This is a genomic window from Nostoc cycadae WK-1 (genome assembly GCF_002897135.1).
GTDB lineage: Bacteria > Cyanobacteriota > Cyanobacteriia > Cyanobacteriales > Nostocaceae > Nostoc_B.
The window spans coordinates 128,582-153,721 of sequence record NZ_DF978421.1 but is presented as its reverse complement, the minus strand read 5'-3'; the positions used below and the strand labels follow the sequence as shown (position 1 = coordinate 153,721).

The following is a 25,140-nucleotide window of genomic DNA, read 5'->3' as shown; positions in this document are numbered from 1 at the left end:
ATGTTCAGAGTTTCTTCAGAAGTAATTTGTATACTCAAGTAAAGTAATTGTGTAGTAAAAAGGGTTTCAGGAATTTAAGTCAATATAGTACTGATTCCTTGAAACTCCAACCGAGTAAGGACTTGAGCCGCCTGAAGATTATCTGGATGAATCAACTCTCACAAGCTGTTTTTAAAACTTTTACTACATAGTCTTGTTCTGGTTCAGTCATTTGGTGAAATAAGGGTAAGAGAACAGTCTTGTCTTGTGCTTGCTCACTTTCAAAAAGGCGATCGCAATTTCCTTGACTACACTGGCAATCTTTTCTTTGATTGGCACATAACCAAGTTTCATGTTGTTGATATGCGGCTTCGCGGTGGGCGCACATAATGCCCCGACGTGTAGATATGCCAGCATCCAACATTGTTTGCATGACTTGTTTTTGTTCACATTTTTGCGGTAACCTAACGCAGTAACTCTGCCAGTTACTTTTTGCCCAAGCTGGCTCTGATGGTAATTTCAGTCCAGGTATGTCCGCAATTATTTCATGATATCGTTGTGCTAAATAGCGCCGACGTTCCACAATCTCTGGAAGACGTTTGAGTTGTTCTCGTCCGACTGCTGCTTGAATATCAGTCATCCGGTAGTTATAGCCCAGCATTGGGTAAGACTCAAATATTACCTGTTTGGCACCGTGGCGCACGGTATCAGGTACGCTCATTCCATGTTGTCGCCAGAGGCGGAATTGCTTGTCCCACTCTGGGTTGTTGGTAGTTAACATCCCACCATCACCAGTGCTGATGATTTTGCGGGGGTGAAAAGAAAAACAAGCGATATCACCATGAGGCTTGCCAATTTTTTCCCATTGCCCATTCCAGAGAATTTCACTACCTATCGCACAAGCTGCATCTTCAATTACTGGCAATTTGTGGCGGTGGGCAATATCTAAGATGGCTTTGAGGTCGCAAGGCATCCCGATCTGATGGACAATCAGAATAGCACGGGTGCGATCGCTAATCACATCCTCGATTAAAATCGGGTTGATGTTGTATGTCTGTGGTTCAATATCCACAAACACTGGTATTCCCCCACAGTAACGAATGCTGTTGGCTGTGGCAATGTAGGAATGGCTGACGGTAATCACTTCATCCCCAGGTTTTACTCCTACAGCTAATAGGGCTAGGTGCAATGCTGTGGTACAGTTGGAGACTGCACAAGCATACTTTCCTCCTACATAAGCAGCAAACTCTTGCTCAAAGGCAGTGACTTCTGGCCCCTGTGTGATCCAGCCAGACATAATCGCTCGTTTAGCTGCTTCAGCTTCAGCTTCACCTATCCAGGGTTTAGCGATGGGGATAGATTGTATCTTCTCAGACATTGCTTGCTTCCTGTGCCAATTTTTGTTCACGCCACCAACTAACTAACCGATGTAATCCCTCTTCCAGAGATACCTGTGCCTCGAAACCCAGTAATTGTTTTGCTTTATTCACATCTGCCAATCGGCGAGACACGGGGTTGACTTTACGTTCTGGCCCGTATTCTGGCTGTAAATCTGAATTCATTACCTTTGCCAAACTATAGGCTAGGTCATTGAGGCTAGTTTCTACGTTACTAGCAATATTAAATACTTCATCAGTGACATCAGCTTTGGCTGCCAAGATATTTGCTCTGGCAATGTCTTCGATATATACAAAGTCCATTGTCTGTTTGCCATCACCAAAAATTAGTGGTGGCTGTCCTTTGGCAAGGCGCTCCATCCAGCGAATCAATACTTCAGTGTATACACCGTAAATATCCATCCGCGGCCCATAGACGTTAAAGTAGCGTAGTGCTACATAGTCCAACCCATACGTATCATAAAAGCTGCGTAATAAGCCTTCGTTGAAAACTTTGGCGGCTCCATAGAGAGTGCGGTTATTATAAGGGTGATGAGATTCAGTTGTGGGAAATTCCTCTGCCATTCCGTATATCGAGGCTGATGAGGCAGCAACTACCTTTTTCACCCCAGCTTTTACTGCTGCTTCTAAAACGTTAAAAGTACCATCAGCCAGGACTTCCAAAGCTAACCGTGGTTCCTCAGCACATTGGGTAATGCGGATTGCTGCCTGATGAAAAACTATATCCACACCTTGCATAACTTCATGCAGAAGTTTTTGATCTCGGATATCACCTTCTACAATTACCAAAGGGCCATGTTCTTTTGCCCAAGCAAGGTTTTTCAATTGTCCACGGGTGAAATTATCTAGAATAATAATTTCTGAGACTCCTTCACCTACTAGTAAATCGGCAATATGGGAGCCTACTAAACCTGCACCACCTGTAATTAAAATTCGTTTATTTTGCATATTATTCCTTATGTTGGTTCATATCCTTCTCGCCAGCGTAAAAATTTAGCAGGCACTCCAGCCACGATCGCAAATGGCGGTACATCCTTGGTGACAACTGCCCCAGCACCAACGATGCTGTTTTTGCCAATAGTCACACCTGGTAGAATGACCGCATTCATCCCAATATCGGCTCCTGTTTCTACTTTGACAGGTTTAATTTCTAAATCGGTTTGAATAATCGGTAAGTCAATCGGCAAGCCAGTGTGTGTTGAACCTAGTACTTTTGCACCTGGCCCCCAGCCGACGTAATCTTCAATAATTAAATTACGGGCATCAAAGTAACTCTGTGGGCCGATCCAAACATGATTGCCGATAATAAAAGTACCATCGAATCTTCCTTGAAGATAGCTTTGGGAACCAATAAATACTTGATTCCCAATCTCAAAGGTTTCCAAGTGTTTAAAGCCTACACCATTACCAATACGAACGTTGTGTCCGAATTTTCGTGCCGTAGCACGCCAAATTGCCCGACGCATCAATCCATCAAAGTCGCCATCACTGGTCACAAACCGGGCATATAGCTCGATTAATGATTGTCCTTCATACTGAGTACGCAAATATTCTGCTAGTTGAATTTCAAAATCAGGATCTAGCTTTTGTGCTTGTAAGCCGTGGACAGCTTTGGCTATCTTAATCGTACCTGGATCGGACATTGAATTTCTGGGTTATGTTAAGCTAATTACTGCCTTAGCAACTTGAGTTTGCGACTCTGTAGTTAGTTCTGCATACATTGGCAGAGATAACACTTCTTTTGCTACTGCTTCGGCGTGGGGAAAGTCTCCAGCTTTGTAGCCCAATTCAGAATATGCTGGTTGCAAATGAACAGGAATAGGGTAGTGAATTCCTGTTTGAATTTCCATTTCTTGCAGACCTTGTTGCAGAGCATCTCTTTGGGGCGATCGCACTGCATAAACATGATAAACGTGGCGGCTGTAAGGCATCACCTTGGGTATACTTACACCAGAGTCTGCCAAGAGTTGGTCGTAATATGCTGCGTGGCTTCTTCTCGCTTCTGTCCAGGCCTCAATGTAACGCAACTTAACTCGTAAAATTGCTCCCTGGATACCATCCATACGATAGTTATAACCCTTGAGAACATGATGATATCTGCGTTCTTGACCCCAGTCACGCAGCATTCCCATAGTCCGAGCATATTCGGGATTATTGGTAACTGCCATACCTCCTTCGCCGTAAGCTCCTAAGTTTTTTCCGGGATAAAAACTAAAACAACCAATGTCGCCAATACTACCTACTCGTTGTCCTTTGTACTCAGCGCCGTGAGCTTGGGCAGCATCTTCGATTACCACCAAACCATGACGACGCGCAATATCTAAAATTGGCTCCATATCTGCTGGTTGACCGTACAAATGTACAGGCAGGATAGCTTTGGTGCGTTTTGTTATGGCTTTTTCAATTTGCGTAACATCTATTGTATAAGAAACAGGATCGATATCAACAAAAACGGGTGTAGCTCCGGTGTAACAAATGGCTGCCGTGGTTGCTACGAAGGTGAAAGGTACGGTAATTACTTCGTCACCAGCACCAATGCCTGCTGCTAGTAATGCTAAATGTAGCGCACTAGTACCTGTATTGACAGCAATGCCATAATCTGAATTGCAGTAACTGGCAAATTCTTGTTCAAAGGCTTTGACTTCATTTCCTAAAACGAATTGCGTACTTGCAAGTAATTTCAAGACGGCAGTATCAATTTCGTCTTTAATACTCAGGTATTGAGTTTTTAGGTCTACAAATGGAATCATACTGCTACCCCTGCTGTATTAAGTTCAATTAATTGGCCTTGCTGCTTGAGTGACTGGGTTGCAGCTTCGAGAATTCTGACTACCCGCAGTCCGGCTTGTCCATCAGTTAGCGGGCGATCGCCTTGTTCTATACAATGAATGAAGTGCAATCCTTCTGTTTTCAAGGCTTCTGTCATATCTAACTTGGGTGAATACATATCCCCTGTGCGATAACCAATCATCATTTGGTAAACGCTTTCAGAGTTGCCATTGACTGTAATACCTTTGTCATATACTTTGACTTTCTCACTTGGCTCTAAGTCATCGTAAACAATCATCCGTTGGCTACCACCAATCAATGTGCGACGGATTTTTACTGGTGCTAACCAGTTGACATTGATGTGAGCAATGAGATTCTTTTCAAAGAATAAAGTCAAGTAAGCAATATTTTCTGGTTCTCCAGGAACATGGCTGATACCTGTAGCGGAGACAGCATAAGGTGTAGATGGCAGTAAGTAGCTCATGATCGAAAGGTCGTGGACTGCCAAATCCCAGATAACATTCACATCATGCTGAAAAAGTCCCAGATTAACGCGTACAGAATCATAGTAGTAAATATCGCCCAAAGAATTAGTGGCGATTAAATCGTGCATTTTGCGTACAGCGCCGGTATACACAAAGGTGTGATCCACCATTAACACTAAGTTGCGTTTTTCGGCTTCTTCAATCAGCCGCATTGCTTGCTCTGAGGTAGTTGTCATTGGCTTCTCTACCAGCACATGTTTACCAGCCTGCAACGCAGCTAAAGCTAATTCAAAGTGACTTGAAACTGGTGTGGCGATCGCTACTGCATCAATCTTGGGATCTGTAAATATATCTCGGCAATCTTGAGTAACTTGGATAGTAGGATACCGAGCTTGAGCCTTAGCCAATAATTCTGGGTTAAAATCACTGAGTGTTCTCACCTGAACTCCAGGCATCTCTACAAAATTCCTTACCAGATTTGGGCCCCAATAACCATATCCAATGACACCGATATTAATGATATTTACCATTGCTTTTAACTAATCACAATTTATTTTTTAGGTATTATCAATTGTTACTATTGAAAAGTGGCAATGAACAAGGATTTCACAAAATGCTAGTTGACATTTGTAAGTTTTGCTGATCGCGCACATCACCTATTATTTTTGCTGGGACTCCAACTACAATTGCATAATCAGGAACATTGTGAGTGACTACTGCACCAGAGCCAACAATAGCTTTTTCCCCAATAGTTACTCCTGGTAGGATAGTGGCGTTACTGCCAATAGAAGCACATTTTTTAACTAGGGTCTTGACTACACACCAATCATCTCCTGTTTTTAAACTACCATCTTCATTAGTGGCACGGGGATAAACATCATTGGTAAACATAACTCCGTGACCAATAAAGACTTCGTTTTCTAGGACAACGCCTTCACACAAAAAACTGTGTGATGAAACCTTACATCGCTCACCGATAATCACATCTTTTTGAATTTCTACGAATGCGCCTATCTTGGTTCCATCACCAATTTCACAACCGTAAAGATTCACCAGATTGGCATGAAAAATTTTGACATTTTTGCCTAATTTTACATCATCGTTGATTGGCACTTTACTCTACCTTTTGCTGTTATGAGATTTGTTCAACAGATTGCCAAACGGCATCTTCTAAATAAATACATTCATTAGGCTGCCATTCATATTCGGGACGCTCGAATTTGTGCATAGTCACTTCAAATGGGCAAATTTCTCTGAGATTTTCTAGTAAAGTCTCGCTGCGTCTTTCGGAAAACCATGTTGTTAAGGTATATGAACCCATGTAAAGTCTTGATTTCGGAATTTCACACCGGAGAATAAATGTTCCGGGTTTTTGACAGAAGGCAGCATTTGATTCAAAAAACCAAAAAATACAAATCGGCTGCTGTAAAGAATTGACTATCTGAAAAGAAAAGCGCAGACTTTCATGAGGTTGAGTGATGTGTAATGCAAACTCAACGGTAATTGGTTCGCCCCAACAGTGAATTCCCTCAGTTTCCGATGTATGCACTCGCGCCCAAGCAATGTAATTGCCAGTTTTATTTGCAGGTGCTTGGTAGTATGCCTGTGGTAGGGAATCATCTTTTTGTCCAACTAAATAAAGCTGTACAGCTTTATTGGTACTACCATCAAACTGAATGTTGCCTTTAGAAAGCAGGATACAGCGTTTTGTTAACTGGGCGATCGCGGCCATACTATGGCTAACAAATAAAACTGTCCGCCCTTCTTTGGTTGCGACATCATCCATTTTCCCTAAGCACTTTTTCTGAAATGCCGAATCACCCACAGCCAAAACTTCATCAACAATTAAAATTTCTGGTTCTAAATGGGCTGCAACTGAAAACGCAAGGCGCACATACATTCCGGAAGAATAGCGCTTCACTGGTGTGTCTAAAAATTTCTCAACTTCAGCAAAGGCTACTATTTCATCAAATTTCTGCTTAATTTCGACTCGACTCATCCCCAGGACTGAACCATTGAGATAGATGTTTTCTCGGCCTGTCAGTTCTGGATGAAATCCTGTTCCTACTTCTAATAAACTTGCCACTCTTCCTTGGATAGTAATACGCCCTCTGCTTGGTTCGGTAATGCGACTCAAAATTTTGAGGAGAGTTGATTTACCTGCACCATTACGTCCAATCACACCAATGGCTTCACCTTGTTTAATCTCAAAGGAAACATCATTCAATGCCCAAAATTCTTCAATAGATGGATTAGTTATTTTTTTATCGGCTGGTTTGAAAAGTTTCTGAGTCACATATTTAGTGCCATCAGTAATCACATCACGCAAAGCTTTATAGCGAAAGCGACCGGAGTTCTCCTGCTGATGACTAATGATATATTTTTTACTAAGATTTTCAACACGAATTACAGTTTCTGACATCTGCTTTACTCCTTTCTAAATTACGTCAGCAAATGTCCGTTCTACTTTGCGGAAATACCAGATGCCACTTAGCAGTAAAAGTAAAACTAAGGCTAGAGATAAGGTAAATCCTGGCCAGTAAATTTTGGCATCACCGCCAAGAATAGCCCAACGAAATCCATCAATCACTCCTACCATTGGATTTAATGAATACAGTAATCGCCACTTTTCTGGTACAAGATTGCTACTAAAACCAACTGGTGATACGTATAATCCAAATTGGACGATAAATGGCACAATATAGCGGAAGTCACGATATTCGACATTTAATGCTGCAAACCACAGCCCAACTCCAGATGAAGCAGCAAAAGCTATCGCAATGAATAAGGGCAGTGTCAATATCCGCCAGTCAGGAACAAAATTATACCAAGCCATAAGTGCGAGTAGAATTATGCCAGAAATCATAAAATCTACAAAGCTGACAATTACTGAACTCAGTGGCACAATCAGGCGAGGAAAGTACACCTTCGATATCAAGTTGGCATTACCAATTAGGCTGTTGCTACAGTCGCTAAGGGAATTGGCAAAAAATTGCCAAGGTAACATTGCCGCAAACACAAGGATTGGATAAGGTGCTGATGAGGGTAATTTTGCTAAATTGCCAAACACTACAGTAAATACAACCATAGTCAAAAATGGTCGGATTAACGCCCACGCTAAACCAACCACAGTTTGCTTATACCGCACCAAAATATCACGCCAGGCAAGAAAATATAATAGTTCGCGATAGCGCCACAAGTCTTGCCAATACTGTCGCTCCACTTTTCCAGCTTCCAGTACTAGCTCTTGTTTAGAAGCTATATCTTGACTACTCATAGTATATATTTAGTATCTTAATCTGTAATAGTTAACCTACAAACTGGAAATCTTTCATACCGTGATAACCAACTAGTCTTGATTGTCTACGAGTAAACTCTCCAACAGAAGGATTTCCATTTGGATTTATCACTCCTGTTGCTTGCTGCCAAAGTTCTTGTGGGGCTAGTGAAAGTTTATAGGTGCGATCGCCAGATTTTTGTACATGATACCATTTTGTCTGCTGGCATTCTTCACACCAAAAAGCTTCTAGCCATTCTCCTTCTATGGCAACTGTCGTGTGGCTGGCAATTAGCATTAGAGCATTACGCCTACCCACACCTCGTTGCTGCAATTGACCTGGGTTTTCAGCAAATATTTGATATTTCTGACTGACGCTATCTATATAGCAACTGTGAATTGGGCAGTAAATCGCCCTTCTTTTTGAACGCTTCCGATTTCGGTCACACCTTCTCTGCAATTTTGCCTCCCACATTGATGAACTATCAAATAGATAAGTACGGAAGGTTTATTTGGAGGAACTGAGATCAAAATGACCATCGAAGCCCATCTCCTAAATATTTACCAATTTGACTACTAATTTAGTTATAATACTTGTTTTAACAATTGATTCAGCTGGTTATTGCTAAATAATCTATTTTAGTCTAGTTATAGTCTATTTAGATAGATTAATTAGAGTCAGCTTTTAAATATTATGTTCCTCCTACCATAAAAATATAGATACTTAGTATTAGTGAGTTCATTATCAACAGAGCTTTAATAAATTATCAAGATTGCATTGTTGAAACAAAACACTAAACTAATATTTTTCTAGGATAAAATGAATATCCCCTTAAAGTTTATTTTGTCTGCATTTGAGACACAGAGATCACTTCATCAGAGGCTATTGCTTGCTGTAAAACATCCAAGTACTGTTGAGAGATTAACTTAGGTGTGAAATGCGATCGCAAATATTGACGACCAGCTTTTCCCATCCGTTCTCCTAATTGTGGATCACGGCTCAGTAAGCGAATAAACTGAGCTAGTCCGTGTCCATCTCCATTGTCAAAAGTTGCACCACAGTTAGCTTCTGCAATCAACTGTCTTAGATAAGAGTAGGGAGAACAAATGACCGCTATAGGCCTCCCGGTTGCTAAGGCAGAGTAAAGCTTACTAGGAACAACCAAACCTTCTGTAGTTTCATCTACACTTACAAAGGACAAATCACAGGCTGTTAAAGAATATGGAAGTACTTGTTTATCTTGATATGGCAGAAATGTAAAGTTTCTCAAACCTAAGCGGGTTACTTCCTTTATTAATTCTTCTCGCTTTGCGCCACCACCAATACAGACAAACTGAATTGGTTCATCTTGTAGTTCTTTGGCTGCTTCTAACATGGTTTCAATATCATGGCAGCGCCCCATGTTGCCAGAATAGAGAACTGTAAATTTTTGCACAAGGTTATGCTTCCATGCAAACCAGTTTTCTTGTTTAGCAATTGGAACAATTAAATCTGGATTAGCCCAACTATGAATAACAGAAATCTTATCGCTGATTTGCGGGCAATGAACTAATACCCGTTGTTTCATTGCTGGGCTTAAAACAATAATTCCCTTTGCATTTAACCAAACTTGTTGGTTAATTTTACGCCACATTCTAACTAGCCAATGACTCTTGGAAACTACTCCTAGCGCGATCGCAATATCAGGATAAAGATCATATATTATGCAGACATAGGGAAGCCTAAATAACAAATATCCTAAATATCCTAATAATGGCAAAAATGGTGGGGCTGTTGTAACTAACATCACATTGTTACGCCGCCAAGCTCTCAACATGTACAATAAGGCGCGTAAAGTGTATAGCACACCATTAATAGCTTTGCCGCGAATTCTTCCTGGCCAAAGTTGAGCAGTCCTAGAGCGCTGAACTCGGAGGCGTTCTAATTTCTCAACTGATGGAGCTGCTGCTGAGTTAAACGCATACCCTGGTTGACTAGTAAAAACTTCTACATCTACTCCTTGCTGTCCTAACTGTTTTACTAATTCCTCAATTAACTGTCCGGTAGCAGCATAGTCTGGGGGAAAATATTGGGTAACTACAGACAATTTAATAGATTGCTGGACTTTTAAAGAATTCTCGCTTTCTTCTTCTAACCGAGTAGAAATGGATTGTAAAAATTTTTGGTTCATCCATTCATTGAGTCTCATCGGCGCTATCCTACTTAAGAATTTAGAGATTTATAGGGAAATATAACTGAACCACTAAAGCTCTTAAGTCATTAATCTATACAATTTAATACTAGTTGTTCATACCAGTTTTTAGTTTGCTGAAAGCCTGGCATGAGAATCACATACTCTGTAAAATTTCCCTAAACCTTACTCGTGTAATTCCGAGAGCTAGGAAATATTCACCACATAGGTAAGTGTACTCTTGATTATGTATAATAAAATTTCTTAAACAGGGAAACACAAAATTCACAATAAGTTTTATTTAAACATAAAACTTTTTTCGAGCGAGTTCTTAGCTCATACAGATTGATCATTTAAATAAAATTTGGGAATTTTACTTCCTATAGTAGAAATCTGATTTACCTCCTAGTATGAAACTTAATGTTTATAAGATTTTAGCTTTTACTAATTTTATTGTTTATTAGTGACTGTATTCACTTTTCCCAAATTACATACAATCACTAATTATGATCTTAAATAGTAAAATATCATGTTTCAAAGTTAACTCATAAGCTTTATCAAAAATTTATTTTGAGCAAGTAGCTTTATACAATATCTTCATACAGTATATTTTTATTTAAGTACTAGTTCTTATGTAGTATATTAAACTTCCTGCTCCTAATCAAGAACTAATTGGTGAACTAGGATTTTCTCAGACTCTTATTAAGAGTTTAATATGTCACTAATTTTTCTTTATAAAAAAATAATTATTATTGAAGAAATCAGTAGTTTAGGGAAAATATATATGTTGAAGTTTCGTAAATTAGGTTACTGGTTTATTCCTATTCACAACTATATGAATCTGTAATTTACAGATTCCATCTAAAGATGATTAAGTATTTTTTTATTTATAAGTACTCCTCGACTAGAAGGGAAAAAATGGTTAATTCAAAATGACTATTTTGATATAATTTTTAACATACTAATTCTATCTAAATAAATGTAAAAAATATTATAAAAAAATTTATTTTGTGTAGGTATATTAAACCTTTGATAAACTTAAAATAAATTTATAACTTCAGTATAAACTAATTATACTCTAGTATAAATATAAAATTATTTTTCTGTAACAACAATATTTTTTCTTTAGATTTAGTTGTATTAAAAATTACTTTTAGATCCAGTATTGTTTAAGTAATAGTCTTACAAGTCGTATAAATTTTTGCAAAAACTCTCATTAAGTCATTATGGCTGCTATAGAAACTCAATCTAAAAAATTGTTATAAATAAATCTAGTATGGTTGACTACCAAGTATTTATAAATAATGGACAATCATCCTTCACAACACTCCTCCTCCGGACATAATAGCAACCCTGAACATCAATTTTTATCAAATCAACCTCTGCCGTGGGCTGAAGAATCAGAAGGTGGTTGGAACCTTCAAGAAGTTTTAGATATTTTACAGCGAAGATGGCTAACTATTGCTGGAGTTGCTACTGCTGCGATGGTCAGTATTGTTATCGGTTTAACACTGAACCCGACAAAGCCAGAATATGAAGCAAATTTTCAGATTTTAGTAGAACCAGTCAGTGACGATAGCAAAACTGTTGATGTGATTAAGGATGCTAATCCTAATTCAAATCAATCTAGTCTAGATTATGATAGCCAAATTCAGATTCTTAAGAGTCCTGTAATTTTGGGAGATGTAATTAAACGCGTGCAAGTTGCCTATCCAGATATCAGTTATGATTTTTTAGCCAATTCTTTAAATGTTGTTCAGTTAGGTAAAACAAAAATTATACAAGTAAGTTATCGAGATAACGATCCAGATAAAGTTAAACTGGTTTTAGATAAAACTGCTCAATCTTACCTAGAATATAGTAAAGAAAAACGACAAACTAAAATAGGACAAGGACTTCAATTTGTTGAAAAACAGCTAAAAATTTCCCAAAGTCGTGTTGATCAGCTACAACAACAACTGCAAACTCTCAAACAAATATACAATCTTAATGATCCAGAAACTGAAACAAAAGCACTCGATGCCGAAACAGCAACCTTAAATGCACAAAAGCAAACAATTAATTTTCAGTTGGCACAAGCTCGTGCTAATTTAAACCTACTTCAACAGCCAGATGGTGCCAAAGCAGCACTGAACACTGCAAATTTATATCAACAGCTAATCATTCAAAAAAATCAATTAGATGCTCAGGTAGCTGCGGATTCTACTCGGTTCCAATTAAATAATCCCACGCTCCAATCTTTGAAAGAAAGGCGAGACAGTTTGTTGCCTTTAATTGACCAAGAAGCCAAGCGCTTTTTAGATACTAAACGTGCTGAGATAGCAACTGGAATTAGAATTTTAGAAGTACAGAGTCTGACACTGGCAAAAAGAGAACAGGAATTGCAGCAAAAACGTAAACAGCTACCTATTTTGTCGCGTCAATATACAGATTTACAAAGGAAATTACAAGTTGCTGTTGAAAGTCTTAATCGTTTTTTGTCTACTCGTGAAACTTTGCAAATTCAGAAATCTCAAACAGAATTTAGTTGGGAGTTAGTTCAAGCACCAGTTAAACCAGGATTTCCTGCTACTTCATCTAGTTTAAAAAAGAACCTCTTATCGGGATTGGCCGCCAGTATTCTGATAGGTATTGGTGTTGCTTTGCTACTAGAAAAGTTGGACAGTACATACAATAGTATTAAAGATTTAAAGGAAAAAGTAAAATTACCATTATTAGGTAGTATACCTTTTGAAAAGCAAATTCAGACTGAGCAAGATAACTCACTGTTTCCTCAAAATCTTCCTTTGCTCAATTTACCAAAGTACTTCTCTGAATTTCTACCTAATTTAAATGTTGACAGAGTTCACGAGAATAGTAACTACACTACAAATTTTTTAGAATCTTTACGGGTGCTTTATACAAATATTCAGCTTCTCAATTCTGATCACCCAATCCGTTCAATTATTATTACTTCATCTATGCCTGGTGATGGGAAATCTACCGTTGCTTTTAATTTGGCTCAAATAGCTACAGCAATGGGTCAAAAAGTACTACTAGTAGATGCTGATCTTCGCAGACCAACAATCCATACTTTATCAAATTTAAGTAATCTGTGGGGTTTAAGTAATTTAATTTCGACCAATTTACCAGTAGGAGAAGCTATTCAGGAAATATCTACGTTGAGTCAATTATCTGTAATTACCTCTGGGCCAGTACCACCAGATGCTACAAAATTGTTATCTTCAGAGAAAATGAAGCGACTGATGACTGAGTTTCATAATTCTTTTGACTTGGTAATTTATGATGTACCTCCTCTAGTGGGGCTGGCTGATGTTAGTTTGCTTGCACCAAACACAGACGGTATTTTAATAGTCGCAAAAATTGGTAAAACCCAGTCCTTAGTTCTTAGCCGTGCTATTGACAATTTAAAACTTTCTCGGTTGAATATTCTGGGTATAGTTGGTAATGGTGAGAAAACTACCTTCAAGAGTTATTAGATTATCCCAATACAAGATGTGTAAATTTTTAGGGATGAATTTTTGACTAAGAGACAGCGATCGCTTGTAGTTCATCATTTTACAGAATTAGTTGCGATCGCATCTGTCCTATTCTTTAAATTATTTCCAGTTACTTTTTACTGGCTTGGGTATATTTTTTATCATTATCTCGTAAAAGTTTATTAGTAGTAATAACCACAAAAACCAGTAGCAATAGCTGGATTTGCCAAGGTGCTAAAACTAAACTCACGACTAGACTGATGATTGTAAATATACCAGTCAGGTAAGCTAATTCATCACTACATTTTTTGGATAAGTAACCAGTTGCTAAACCAGTAAACAGAGGAATTAAAAAAAACAAGGGCATTGCCATTCTTCTCCTAACGTAAAATGCTAAGAACTGAGAAGTTTTAATTTATATTTTTTTTATAATCATTGCTGTCAATCTTATATCTAAAGATGTGTCTTCACAATCCTCTAAAGAAATAAACAATCAGCAAGTCACAATTCCGTAATTATCCAGTAAATAAGTTTAACACTCAGCGCTGTCACTATAATAACGATCTACGATATTACCTTAAGAAGTAACGTTTTCCCATTAGATACCCAATGCTAAACATTCCTCAACTATTAGCAACTGAACTAGACCTTAAACCTTATCAGGTGCAGAACGCGCTGGAACTTTTGGCAGAGGGTGCGACAGTTCCTTTTATTGCACGTTACCGCAAAGAGCGCACTGGAGAAATGAATGAAGTGCAATTGCGGGATTTATTTGATAAGTATAATTACTTAACAGAAATAGAAGCCAGAAAATCAGTCATTTTAAATGCGATCGCCGACCAAGGTAAACTCACTGATGAGTTGAAAACGCAAATTATCTCTTGTCAACAAAAAACAGAGCTTGAGGATTTATACTTACCATATCGACCAAAGCGCCGTACTCGTGCCACAGTTGCGAAAGAAAAAGGATTAGAACCGCTGGCAGAGTTTATTAAATCGCTGAATATTAAAAATGGTGTAGCTGCATCTTTAGAAGCAGAAGCCAGCAAGTATATTTCTCAAGAGAAAGGCGTAAAAACAGCAGATGAAGCGCTCAAAGGTGCAGCAGATATTCTCGCAGAAGCAATAGCAGAAAAAGCAGAACTCCGTGCTTATTTGCGTGACTACCTCTTAGAAGCAGGAGTTTTTGTTTCTCAGATTAAAGATGATTATCCTGAAGGTACAACCAAATTTGAAATGTACCGGAATTATCAAATCAAAGTCAAAAATATTGCTCCCCACAATATGTTGGCATTGTGTCGTGGTGAAGCTGAGGGAGTATTAAACTTTGATATTAACTTTGATGAAGATTATGTGCTTGGTTATCTCGAATCTCAGGTAATTCACACAAAAGTTCGTGCAATTCGGGATTTCTACCAGCTGATGCTGAAAGATGCTTTCAACCGTCTGATGAAAACCTCTCTCACTGGAGAAGTAATTTCTACCAAAAAAGTTTATGCAGATATAGAATCAATCAAAACATTTGAAACTAATCTGCGCGAGTTATTGTTGTCTGCACCAGCGGGAATGAAACCCACTTTGGCAATTGATCCGGGATTTAGAACTGGATGTAAAGTAGCTGTTTTAGATGAAACAGGCAAATTTCTCGAATATCAAGCTGTTTTTCCCCACCAAGCAGCAGAACAACGCACTAAAGCTGCACAAACGATTAAAAATTTGCTTGAAAAATATCAAATCGAGCTAATTGCTATTGGTAACGGAACAGCTTCGCGAGAAACTGATGAATTTGTAGCGCAAGTATTACAAACTCTCGACCGTAAACCAATTAAGGTGATGGTGAATGAATCTGGTGCATCCATATATTCTGCTAGTAAAGTAGCTTTAGAAGAGTTTCCTGATTTAGATGTGACAGTGCGGGGTGCGATTAGTATCGGTCGCCGTTTACAAGACCCTTTAGCGGAATTAGTCAAAATTGATCCCAAATCGATTGGCGTGGGACAATATCAGCACGATGTTGATCAAAAACTGTTGAAAAAGAAGCTAGATGACACTGTAGAAAGCTGCGTCAACTTTGTGGGTGTAGATTTAAATACGGCTTCTAAAGAACTTTTAACTTTTGTGTCTGGCATTACAGCCGCAGTGGCTAATAATATTGTCACCTACCGCAATCAAAATGGAGCGTTTAAAAATCGCCGTCAACTTTTGAAAGTACCGAAATTAGGGCCGAAAGCCTTTGAACAAGCAGCGGGATTTTTGCGGATTCGTAATGGTGAGCATCCTTTAGACAATACTGCTGTGCATCCTGAAAGTTACTCAGTTGTAGAGGCGATCGCATCTGACCTAAAAGTACCATTAAATCAAGTGATCCAAGTTGCGGAAAAACTCAAAAAAGTCGATATCAGAAAATATACCACCGATAATATTGGTGAACCAACATTACGAGACATCCTCAGCGAACTGGAAAAACCCGGTCGAGACCCCCGCGCCGAATTTAAGTATGCCACCTTTCAAGAAGGCATCAAAGAAATTAAAGATTTACAAATTGGGATGGAATTAGAAGGAATTGTGACCAATGTTGCCAATTTTGGCGCATTTGTGGATATCGGTGTACATCAAGATGGTTTGGTGCATATTTCCCAACTCGCCGATAGATTTGTCGAAGACCCTAAACTCATAGTTAAGGTGGGACAAGTTGTCAAAGTGAGAGTCTTGGAAGTGAACGAGAAATTAAAACGAATTAGTTTGTCTATGAAAGCAGCCAAGCAATTTTAGATTTTGGATTTTGGATTTTGGATTGATAAAAAACTCTTGATTTTAACTTAGTCCGTGTTCAGCTTTGCTGTTGCCGCAGGCTAGGCGGACTTTGTTTTTCTAGCCGCGAATTCCATTCGTCGGGGCTAGGTGCAAGATATGTGACAATCCAAAATCTACAATTTAAAGTCCAAAATTGTATAACTGCTAACTTCTTCAAGCAGTACCTTTAAACACTCGATCAGCAGGGCCAGTCATATAAATTCGTTGGTCTATTTCTGACCATTCAATTTCTAAGCAACCTCCTGGTAATTCTACAGTAGCCAAGCGATCGCATTTGCCAGTTAACACGCCAGCGACTAAAGAAGCACAAGCACCTGTACCACAAGCTAATGTAATTCCTGCGCCTCTTTCCCATACCCGCATTTTCAGGTAGTCACGACTCACCACTTGAATAAATTCGGTGTTGGTTCTTTGGGGAAACACTGGATGATGTTCAAATTTCGGGCCGATGGTTTCTAAGGGAATCGCGGCGACATCTTCAACAAAAGTGATGCAGTGGGGATTACCCATACTCACACAAGTGACTTCCCAAGTTTGTCCATCGACTTCTAGAGGTTGATTAATCACTTTGGCATCAGCCGCACCCAAGGTAGTCGGGATTTCGCCAGCGAGTAGCCGAGGTAAACCCATATCTACCTTGATTTGACCATCCGGTGTTAGCTGGGGTGTAATTGTACCCGCCAAGGTATGAATATGATATTTATCTTGAGTGCGGGATATACCTTCTAAATCGGCGAGAAATGCGGCTAAACAGCGAATACCATTACCACACATTTCCGGTTCTGAACCATCGGAATTAAAAATCCGCATGGTGTAGTCAGCACCGTTTTTTCCGGGTAAAGCAAAAATCACACCATCTGCACCAATACCAAAATGGCGATCGCACCACTCAATTGCTTTCTCTGGTGTTAGTAATGGTGAGGCTGACGCGCGATTGTCAATTAAAATAAAGTCGTTTCCTAGACCGTGATACTTAGTAAATTCGATTGCCATTTTTCCAATGATGAATTATCAATGATTAGGAAAGTATGAAGTGTGAAGTATGTAGACACCCTTTGGGTGGCTTGCCGCAGGCTAGTATGAAATTTTATCCTTCATAATCGATCATTCATACTTTACAACTCCTTACAGAAAACATTTTTTATTGTGCATAAACCATCATCAAACATGGCGACAACTGATTTTGATACGTCACTACCAAGCATTCGGCAAGTGCAGAACCTGATTAAACAAGCCGCAGTAGTTGAATTCAAACTGGTGACAGGCGACCTGTTAACAGGTAAGGTTTTATGGCAAGACCCCGGTTGTGTTTGTATTGCCGATGAAAACAACCAGCAAACAACCATTTGGAAACAAGCGATCGCCTACTTCAAACCCAAAGGTTAATCCTCTTATGAAAGAGGGGCTAGGGTTGGAGACTAGTATTTTTACTCAGCACGGGCTGAACGCCCCGCTACCGCTAACAGCACTTTCAAGGCAGAAACTCTTTGAGCGTTTGTGCTTCATTGGCTTTGGCGATGGGTATAGATAAAGGCACTTTGTTGGCTGCGGCAAATAAAGATTGTAGTTGATTCAAACTGGGTAAGCTCCCACATAATAATAATTGGTCGCCAACTCTGAGGTCTGTTTTGTCATCAGGGCGGCGAATAAACTTACCATCCCGCCGTAGTGCTTGCACCTTCACTGATTGCTCATGATTTTTCAAGTCAGCCAAGGTTTTATTTTCCACAGGGGAATCAGCCTCGACAGCTATCCATTGGCAAGCGCTATTTTCTCCTGGAACAGCTATCTTACCTTGAGCAAATTCTTCTAAGGCTGCTAGTTCCTCAGATGCACCGACAACTAATAGGCGATCGCCTTCCTCTAATTTAGTTTGATTATTAGGATAGTCGATTTCATTGCCGTTAGCGCGGCGAATCGCCATCAAGCTTACCCCTGTTAAGTAACGCATATCTGCTTCTTCTAAGCTCATCCCAATGAGAGGTGAAGTAGATGGTATTGCATACCAGCGCCGATTTAAATCGCGGGTTGCTTGGCGTAAATCACGGGAAACCTCTGAAGCAGAACGCTCTGGGCGCAAATCCAAGTAATGATCGTTACGGATTTGCTGCATTTCCCGTTGCACCACAAATTGCGAGAAGCCCAAGTCATTTAATAAATAAGTTGCCATTTCTAAACTGGCTTCAAATTCTGGCTGAACTACTTCCCTCGCCCCTAATTGATAAAGCACTTCAATATTTTTATCTTGGGTGGCGCGGACAACCAAATTTAATTCTGGATGTAATTCCAAAGCACGTTTCAGGCTGAGGCGTGTACTCATGGGGTCAGGAAGTGCGATCGCCATTCCTTTAGCATGATTGACACCTGCGGTTTCCAGAACGTGAAAACTCACGCAGTTACCGTAAACATAAGGCACTCCTGCATCTCGTAACTGCTGAATTCGACTTTCTGATTGGTCAATAACTACTACAGGTAAGTCATGCTGTTGCAATAACTTGACCAAATTCTTACCTACACGCCCATAGCCACAAACAACTATATGGTCTTTTATCGGTAATTCTTCCGATACATCCCGCGCTTCACCTTCTCCCGCTAAATAGGGTTTTAGCCAAGGCATAGATTCGGCAAAATTAAATAACAATGGTAGTAGCCGCAGTACAAAAGGAGTCAAAATCAGGGTAACTGCTGTAGTTCCTAAAATTAATAAATATATCCGTCGGGATACTAAACCTAATACTTGTCCTTCACTGGCTAGTACAAAGGAAAATTCCCCAATTTGTGCCAGTCCTAAACCAGCAATTAAGGCTGTTTTCAATGGGTAACGGAACAGTTTGACTAAGGGCGTAATAATCAAAAACTTACCGACAAACACCAACGCCACTAAACCTAAAATTAATTCCAGATTCTGCCACAAAAACATCGGGTCAATCAGCATCCCAATGGCCGCGAAGAACAAACTGGCAAAAATATCTCGTAGCGGTTCTACGTAAGTTAGGGTTTGGTCGGCGTATTCCACCTCAGAAATCATCAAGCCGGCGACAAAGGCCCCCATTTCAATTGACAAGCCCAGATACTCTGTTAACAGAGCAATACCTAAGCATAGGGCTACAACACCTAGTAAAAATAATTCTCTGCTTTCCGTGCGGGCTAACAGTCGCAACAATGGCGGTATGAGCCAAATCCCCGCCACGACAGCCCCAGCAGCAAATAAACCAATCCGTACCAGGGCTGTGAGTACAGCTACACCAATTACTTCTGCTGGTGCGTGCAGTGCAGGTAAAACCGCCAGCATTAGCCCTAAAGCCAAGTCCTGCACTACCAAAATCCCCAACATTACCTGTCCGTGGGGCGTTTCTGTCTCGTTACGCTCCATCAAGCACTTGAGGACAACGGCGGTGGAAGATAAGGAAAGAATTGACCCTAAGAATACACCTTTAGCGGGTAAACTGCCCCAAGCTCCCGTTACGCCACACACCAGCACTGTGACTAAGATTGTCAAGGCGATTTGTAGTCCACCTCCACCAAGAGCGATCGCTTTTACTTTTTTTAATTCAGCAAAAGAAAATTCTACGCCCAAGGCAAATAAGAGAAAGGCTACCCCGAACTGCGCTAAAGTTTCTACTTGAATAACCTCTTTAATCAGCCCTAGCCCCGCAGGCCCAACAACCATTCCCCCGATGAGATAACCCAGTAGCACGGGTTGTTTTAAAAGGGATGCCAACAGTCCCCCACAGGCTGCGACTCCCAAAACTAGTACTAAATCGACAATTAATCTAAAATCTTCCTGCACAATCTTTAAAAAGAACTATTAAGACCTGTTAACTTCAGCATACAAATTTTTATCTATCTAGGGGTTAAATTGTTGGTATAAAGGCAACAAAATTTGTGCTTTCTTCGGGAAACTGCCTAATTAAAACTTATTGAATAAACCTACACAGTTTATGCTATGTAAGCACTCACCATAAAATGGAAAAATACTTTAAATAATCTGCGTCTCATTACCCAACCATTTTTACTATGTTGGTTAATTTATCCCTGGTTCAGTATTTTCCCTAATTCACATTTATTGCGGGGATTCAAGCATTTAATTGCCGCAATGAATCAGTTTAAACCCTGTTATGTTTCTGGATGATTTTGCTCCTGAACTACTTGCTTATTCTGGAAAGTGACAGAAAAGGGATATTTTTGATAGATTAGCAAACTTGGCAAGATTCAGATAGCTGAAACTGTTCCCTGTTCCCTGTCCTCACAGATCACTTTTTCAGCAAACCCTACATAGGAACATTAACAAAGTTAACTGTGTATGGTTCCTCTAAAGATTGCTGTGTACTAGTTTTCACTGCTGCTAAATAGCGTCGCAAAGCAGACAATTGCTGAGAGTTAGGACGATAGCTGAGATTACCTTGCTTTTCAAATAGGGGTGCAGTTGCGATCGCCTGATAATCTAAATTCTGAGATGAATTCTGGGTTAACCATGCTGACTCAGGTGGCGATGGAATCAAACCCGCAGGTAATTCTCCTTCTAAAAATGCCAATAATCTTTGCTGACAAATACTTGTATTAATTCCCCTTCCCTCAAACAATTGCAGTACTTCGTTAAAGGATAAACTTCGCTCTGGTAACAGCCGCAGCAATTCTGTAAACAGAAAATAGTCGGTATACTGTTGTCTCGGTTCTTCTAAAATTTGGGGATGCAAAGGTAACATTGCTAAACCTAATGCAACTCGGCTGCAATTCGGTGCGCCATTTTCCCCTAAATAAGCATCTTGCATAATCTTGGCGTTGGGGAGTTTTTGCTTGAGCCAATGATGCACAACTCCTAATGATGCAACTCCACCAGTCAAGATAGCTTGATTAATTGCTTCGGTGGGGATACCCCGCGCGACTAGCAATTTATTCAGTTCTCGGTTCAGTCGTCGCACAAAGGGGACAAACACCTGATTTTCTAAGTCCCGTCTTTGTAGTTGCCACTGTTGGTCTGCCAAATCCAGGGTAAAATTCTCCTGGTGTTGCAAAATTAACTTTAATGCGAGAGCAGCTTCGAGAGCAGCTTGTCCTAATATTGAACTTTCTAGGCGCTGTTGTAAGCGAATTCGCACACCAATATCTGGCTCTCCGGCTCGTGGTAAATCAAATTTATCTAACCCCAAACTTTGCCACTGCATTTTGTCGATATCGGGGAAAGCTGGTTGCCAATGCCAAGAGCTACTAGTATTATTTTGACCACTATCTGCAATATCTTTGCGTGATTGCCGATATTTCGGCGGAATTAGCAACTGACAAATAATATCTTGTTCTATTCCCTTACTCGCATAAGGAAAACTGTGCAGCATAAAATCTTGGTGCGCTAATTGCAGCAGATGTTCTGGGACATCAACCAAAGCCATTTCGGTGGCGGTTGCGCCAATATTAATCACCAAAGTATTGCCGAGCAAAGATTCTGTGGTTTGAACAGGTTGTAAACCAGTGCGATCGCTCACTTGAATGATTTCGCCGTGACTTTGATCGAATAAACTAATTAAACTGGCGATCGCTTCTTCTACAAAAAATACTTGCTGGGGATGTTGAATCAGTTTGCTCGTCAGCAAAGCTTCCCGCACATTAAATCTATATTGTTCTGACCAACTAGAAGGACAAGTGCAGATAACACCAGCGATTTTACCAACAATTGTGTGGAAAGTTGGCTGATTAATCCCCACAGCCATAGCTACTAAACCTTGAGTTGTGCTTTGGCGATCGGATTTTAATGTTAAAAGTAACTTAGAGAGCGATCGTACCACCCAAATTAATGGCCCTGCCGAAAACTCATTGAATTGCAGCACAGGTTCCCATTTTTGCTCTTCATTTTTGTAGGGAATCGCCACTTGTAAATAAGGCTTTAACTGTGCGGAACATTGACTACTCTTGACATTAGTTCCACCACTTGAAACTGAAGCATTCGGGAGATAAACTTCCGCAGGTAAACGAAATGAATGTTGAAAAGAAGTCGCACCTGGAATATTTTCTGCTGACCAGTAAATAGGATACACCACCGACTGGGAGCGATTTAACAAAGCCGCAGAAATACCCGTTGTTCCCAAATCAATACCTAGATACCATACCGAGTTATGCACATCGACGGTCAGTTCTATCTGGCTGGGAGAAATAGAACCAGTTGCGGCTTCCTTTTTTTTTTCGTTGGCGGGACTAAAGTTTAAATCAGCTTGTGTTTGTGGCAATGATATAGGTGCAATTGGTGGTACAGCCGGACGCGAAAAAGCCACATTTGGCGTGTGGTCTACTGTTTGCGGATGAGGAAAAGTAACATCTGGTGGTTCGCTCTCTGCCAGACTGTAGACATCCGCTGACTGATAGTTGAGCAACTCATCAAAATTAGCTAAATCTTGATTTAATTGCTGCAACTGTGATTCATTCAAAGAAATCTCCGGTAAATTTGCCGATTGCATTACCTCTGGCGCAAGCAAATTCTCCTGGGGGGAAGCCGCAATATATATATCTGATAAATTCTCCTGGGGTTCCGCATCAGAGGTATCTGCAATTTCTGGAGTTGCTTCATCCAAAGTTAGTGCGATTTCTGCGGGTGATAAACCAGTCCATAAATTCTCTTCACTACTCGCCTCGGCGAACAGTTCACTTAAAGAAGTAATCGTATCAGTATGCTCTGGCTGAACTGGAATATTTTCACGTAGGGAAGGAGAATAACTGAGTGTAGCGCTGAATAATTCCGGCTCTTCCTCAAAAAATAATTTTTGTTGGAAATCTGATGATAAATCAATAAATTGCAGCGAATCAGTTGGTATGTTTGGCGGTGGAGTGGAACTCGGTTCAAACAACCCTGCATCTGACTGAGTGAATATCGACTCCGGTAAGCCAACATTCCCATCAAATAACGGTGTTAGTGGAGGGTTATCACTAGTATTTAATGCGGCAAAATCTGCTGTGACACCTAGAGATGTTTCTGGTTCTTTTACAGGAGTGCTGAGAGGTGCGGTGTCAATAATATTTGCGGAAAAATCCGGTGTTGGTTCCTCTGGCTTAGGCTCAACACTCGGTTGAGTGACAGGACTAATATTAAATAAACTGGCGTAAAGCTGATCTACCTCATCAGTATCAGTCAACTCCATCTTCTCTGGTGCTGAGTCACTGAATATCTCTAAAAGTTCTGGGGGAGGAGTGACAGCTTCGGGAGTAGGTAAGAGTGATGGCGAATTTAATGATTGTGGGGTCTGTTCTCTATTCCCTGTTCCCTGTTCCCAAGCGGAAGTAGGTAGGAGTGATGGCGAATTTAATGGTTGTTGTGGAGTATCATCCGCCAATTGATCCCATTCATCCAACCCTTCCAATTCCAGAGGCGTTGTCGAATTATCCCCAGTTTGATTCACAATACCTGTGAGTTCTAACAGCATGGCATCCAAATCGTTAGTTGCCACATCAGATGCAAATTCGACTTCTGGCTGTGGTAATTCTAATGCTGGATTTGTGGCTTCTATCTTGGTAATAGCGGGTGGGGTAGTTTCTACAGTAACAGCATCTTCTTTCGTTGGGAATGGCGATCGCCCTGATGTTTCCTGAACCACCGCCGCGGGAATTGTGGTAGGAAGTTGCTGCAATTGCTGAGTCCAATTATTCAAGAAACTCACCAGCAACTGTTCCCCTTGCAAGCCTGTACTGTGCATTCTCGCCAGTGCTTGCGACAAGGATTCATGATAAGTATTAATATTACGTTGTAGTGCGTCAAAAACAACATTCACCGTTCCATCTAAAGACAGTAAACGTTGGTCTAATTCTTTAGCAAACTGAGTTAACCGTTCTACCTGTGTTGAAGATTCTAATGCAGACACACCCGTAGCAGCTGTTCGTTCTATAATGTTGTGCTGACTTGAACTAACAGCATTCAACTCATTCGCCATATTCGAGTTGATATGCGGTGCGACAGTAGGAACAAGGCGACTCATTAGTACCTGTAAAAATTCCCCAATAATTTGTTCTTGATTCGCTAACTGTTGACTTAAAGAGTAATTTTGCAGTCGCCTCTGCTCCAACTGTCTAATTTCCTGCATCAGGGTCGAGCGTTCTTGCAATAGCGCTGTTAATTCTGCTTGGAGTGGCTGAATTAATATCGCCAATTCACTTTTGAATTGGCTACTCAGAACACTATTTTCTGCTGACTCAGATGAAGATAACTCTCTTGAAGATGGGTGATTTACTTGTTCAGCAAATTTTGCCAACAAAGGTGATGTTTGCATCTGTCCCGTTGGCTGAGGAAGATAGCCTTGTAAATCTTCTGTTTCTTTTAAATTCACCAGGAAGTTGCGAACTCGTTCTAAAACCTCTCTGGCTTCTGGCGCTTGACCAGACAGCAACTTCGGCAGTCGCTTACCATTGTTAGTGAGTAAGTTATCAATATCTGCGATCAGTTTTTGAATTTCATCAGCGCGGGAAGTCACTTTGAATTACCTTAGCTAGAACTGGATTTTAACTTGGGTGAGAAATTGACGCTTATCAAAGTTAAGAACGGTAGCAACTGCCCCTCAGACTTCTGACGGCAATTTATGATAACTAGGCATCAAGGTAATTAGCTGGAGTGCTAATTGAAGTACCAGGATACAAAAATATTCCCTAATTGTCAGCCAATTGGTTGACTATGCATTTTGCTCTTTTACCCTACAGGCGATGTTACAGCTTCTGGGACTTCACAATCAAAAACATAAAAAAATGCAACAAATCGGCCAGGAGTCTGGAAGCAACTGGCATCTGATCACAGACACC

17 protein-coding genes and 1 pseudogene are annotated in these 25,140 nt (G+C 40.2%); 4 read left to right on the top strand and 14 right to left on the bottom strand.

Annotated features, from left to right (window positions below):
• Positions 1 to 151: 151 nt before the first annotated feature.
• The 10 genes from NCWK1_RS00615 to NCWK1_RS00570 form a co-directional block, all read right to left on the bottom strand.
• A complete protein-coding gene (locus NCWK1_RS00615; RefSeq protein WP_103123358.1) occupies positions 152 to 1,357 on the bottom strand; it encodes a DegT/DnrJ/EryC1/StrS family aminotransferase in 1,206 nt (401 codons plus the stop codon).
• Positions 1,350 to 2,324 (bottom strand): NAD-dependent epimerase/dehydratase family protein, encoded by a 975-nt coding sequence (locus NCWK1_RS00610; RefSeq protein WP_103123357.1) that lies wholly within the window; start codon positions 2,322 to 2,324, stop codon positions 1,350 to 1,352. Before NCWK1_RS00610 ends, NCWK1_RS00615 begins: the two co-directional genes overlap by 8 nt.
• Positions 2,325 to 2,332: 8 nt before the next feature.
• Positions 2,333 to 3,019, bottom strand: coding sequence for an acyltransferase (locus tag NCWK1_RS00605; RefSeq protein ID WP_103123356.1), 687 nt, complete (start codon positions 3,017 to 3,019; stop codon positions 2,333 to 2,335).
• 12 nt (positions 3,020 to 3,031) lie between these two features.
• A complete protein-coding gene (locus tag NCWK1_RS00600) occupies positions 3,032 to 4,126 on the bottom strand; it encodes a DegT/DnrJ/EryC1/StrS family aminotransferase (RefSeq protein WP_103123355.1) in 1,095 nt (364 codons plus the stop codon).
• Positions 4,123 to 5,160 carry a Gfo/Idh/MocA family protein gene (locus tag NCWK1_RS00595; RefSeq protein WP_103123354.1) on the bottom strand — a complete coding sequence of 346 codons (1,038 nt, stop codon included), beginning with the start codon at positions 5,158 to 5,160 and terminating at the stop codon, positions 4,123 to 4,125. The genes NCWK1_RS00600 and NCWK1_RS00595 overlap by 4 nt, the downstream gene beginning before the upstream one ends.
• A 76-nt stretch (positions 5,161 to 5,236) precedes the next feature.
• Entirely contained in the window at positions 5,237 to 5,743 is a 507-nt protein-coding gene (locus tag NCWK1_RS00590) for an acyltransferase (protein WP_103123353.1), read from the bottom strand.
• A 19-nt stretch (positions 5,744 to 5,762) separates the two neighbouring features.
• Positions 5,763 to 7,052, bottom strand: coding sequence for an ABC transporter ATP-binding protein (locus NCWK1_RS00585; RefSeq protein ID WP_096582332.1), 1,290 nt, complete (start codon positions 7,050 to 7,052; stop codon positions 5,763 to 5,765).
• Between the two features lie 15 nt (positions 7,053 to 7,067).
• Complete coding sequence (locus NCWK1_RS00580; RefSeq protein WP_103123352.1) at positions 7,068 to 7,907, bottom strand: ABC transporter permease; 840 nt, start codon at positions 7,905 to 7,907, stop codon at positions 7,068 to 7,070.
• A 31-nt stretch (positions 7,908 to 7,938) separates the two neighbouring features.
• Positions 7,939 to 8,367: a hypothetical protein gene (locus NCWK1_RS00575; protein ID WP_103123549.1), complete on the bottom strand. Its 429-nt coding sequence runs from the start codon at positions 8,365 to 8,367 to the stop codon at positions 7,939 to 7,941.
• A gap of 379 nt (positions 8,368 to 8,746) precedes the next feature.
• Positions 8,747 to 10,096, bottom strand: a complete 1,350-nt coding sequence (locus NCWK1_RS00570; protein ID WP_103123351.1) for a glycosyltransferase family 4 protein — start codon at positions 10,094 to 10,096, stop codon at positions 8,747 to 8,749.
• A gap of 1,286 nt (positions 10,097 to 11,382) precedes the next feature.
• Here NCWK1_RS00570 and NCWK1_RS00565 point away from each other — a divergent pair.
• Complete coding sequence (locus tag NCWK1_RS00565) at positions 11,383 to 13,557, top strand: GumC family protein (RefSeq protein WP_103123350.1); 2,175 nt, start codon at positions 11,383 to 11,385, stop codon at positions 13,555 to 13,557.
• A 130-nt stretch (positions 13,558 to 13,687) separates the two neighbouring features.
• Here NCWK1_RS00565 and NCWK1_RS00560 read toward each other — a convergent pair whose 3' ends face one another.
• Positions 13,688 to 13,924, bottom strand: a complete 237-nt coding sequence (locus NCWK1_RS00560) for a hypothetical protein (protein ID WP_096585521.1) — start codon at positions 13,922 to 13,924, stop codon at positions 13,688 to 13,690.
• Positions 13,925 to 14,166: 242 nt separating this feature from the next.
• Here NCWK1_RS00560 and NCWK1_RS00555 point away from each other — a divergent pair, with 242 nt between their 5' ends.
• On the top strand, positions 14,167 to 16,329 hold the full coding sequence (locus NCWK1_RS00555; RefSeq protein ID WP_103123349.1) for a Tex family protein: 2,163 nt from the start codon (positions 14,167 to 14,169) through the stop codon (positions 16,327 to 16,329).
• Positions 16,330 to 16,524: 195 nt separating this feature from the next.
• On the opposite strand, the gene dapF is transcribed toward NCWK1_RS00555, so the two are convergent.
• A complete protein-coding gene (dapF, locus tag NCWK1_RS00550; protein ID WP_103123348.1) occupies positions 16,525 to 17,364 on the bottom strand; it encodes a diaminopimelate epimerase in 840 nt (279 codons plus the stop codon).
• Between the two features lie 174 nt (positions 17,365 to 17,538).
• On the opposite strand from dapF, the gene NCWK1_RS00545 reads away from it, so the two are divergent.
• Positions 17,539 to 17,757 (top strand): Hfq-related RNA-binding protein, encoded by a 219-nt coding sequence (locus tag NCWK1_RS00545; protein ID WP_103123347.1) that lies wholly within the window; start codon positions 17,539 to 17,541, stop codon positions 17,755 to 17,757.
• 85 nt (positions 17,758 to 17,842) lie between these two features.
• Here NCWK1_RS00545 and NCWK1_RS00540 read toward each other — a convergent pair whose 3' ends face one another.
• Complete coding sequence (locus NCWK1_RS00540; protein WP_096582346.1) at positions 17,843 to 20,161, bottom strand: cation:proton antiporter; 2,319 nt, start codon at positions 20,159 to 20,161, stop codon at positions 17,843 to 17,845.
• Between the two features lie 177 nt (positions 20,162 to 20,338).
• Between NCWK1_RS00540 and NCWK1_RS00535 the strand changes: the two are divergent.
• Positions 20,339 to 20,503 (top strand): annotated as a pseudogene (locus NCWK1_RS00535) (IS701 family transposase); the annotation flags it as partial.
• Positions 20,504 to 20,642: 139 nt separating this feature from the next.
• On the opposite strand, the gene NCWK1_RS00530 reads toward NCWK1_RS00535, so the two are convergent.
• Positions 20,643 to 24,818 carry a hypothetical protein gene (locus NCWK1_RS00530; protein ID WP_103123346.1) on the bottom strand — a complete coding sequence of 1,392 codons (4,176 nt, stop codon included), beginning with the start codon at positions 24,816 to 24,818 and terminating at the stop codon, positions 20,643 to 20,645.
• Between the last annotated feature and the right edge of the window lie 322 nt (positions 24,819 to 25,140).

Bases quoted from the DNA above. Each gene is read 5' to 3' on its own strand.
- NCWK1_RS00560 (WP_096585521.1), bottom strand. From the start codon at position 13,924: ATGCCCTTGTTTTTTTTAATTCCTCTGTTTACTGGTTTAGCAACTGGT.
- NCWK1_RS00605 (WP_103123356.1), bottom strand. From the start codon at position 3,019: ATGTCCGATCCAGGTACGATTAAGATAGCCAAAGCTGTCCACGGCTTA.
- NCWK1_RS00585 (WP_096582332.1), bottom strand. From the start codon at position 7,052: ATGTCAGAAACTGTAATTCGTGTTGAAAATCTTAGTAAAAAATATATC.
- NCWK1_RS00610 (WP_103123357.1), bottom strand. From the start codon at position 2,324: ATGCAAAATAAACGAATTTTAATTACAGGTGGTGCAGGTTTAGTAGGC.
- NCWK1_RS00565 (WP_103123350.1), top strand. From the start codon at position 11,383: ATGGACAATCATCCTTCACAACACTCCTCCTCCGGACATAATAGCAAC.
- NCWK1_RS00600 (WP_103123355.1), bottom strand. From the start codon at position 4,126: ATGATTCCATTTGTAGACCTAAAAACTCAATACCTGAGTATTAAAGAC.
- NCWK1_RS00595 (WP_103123354.1), bottom strand. From the start codon at position 5,160: ATGGTAAATATCATTAATATCGGTGTCATTGGATATGGTTATTGGGGC.
- NCWK1_RS00545 (WP_103123347.1), top strand. From the start codon at position 17,539: ATGGCGACAACTGATTTTGATACGTCACTACCAAGCATTCGGCAAGTG.
- NCWK1_RS00580 (WP_103123352.1), bottom strand. From the start codon at position 7,907: ATGAGTAGTCAAGATATAGCTTCTAAACAAGAGCTAGTACTGGAAGCT.
- dapF (WP_103123348.1), bottom strand. From the start codon at position 17,364: ATGGCAATCGAATTTACTAAGTATCACGGTCTAGGAAACGACTTTATT.
- NCWK1_RS00615 (WP_103123358.1), bottom strand. From the start codon at position 1,357: ATGTCTGAGAAGATACAATCTATCCCCATCGCTAAACCCTGGATAGGT.
- NCWK1_RS00570 (WP_103123351.1), bottom strand. From the start codon at position 10,096: ATGAGACTCAATGAATGGATGAACCAAAAATTTTTACAATCCATTTCT.
- NCWK1_RS00555 (WP_103123349.1), top strand. From the start codon at position 14,167: ATGCTAAACATTCCTCAACTATTAGCAACTGAACTAGACCTTAAACCT.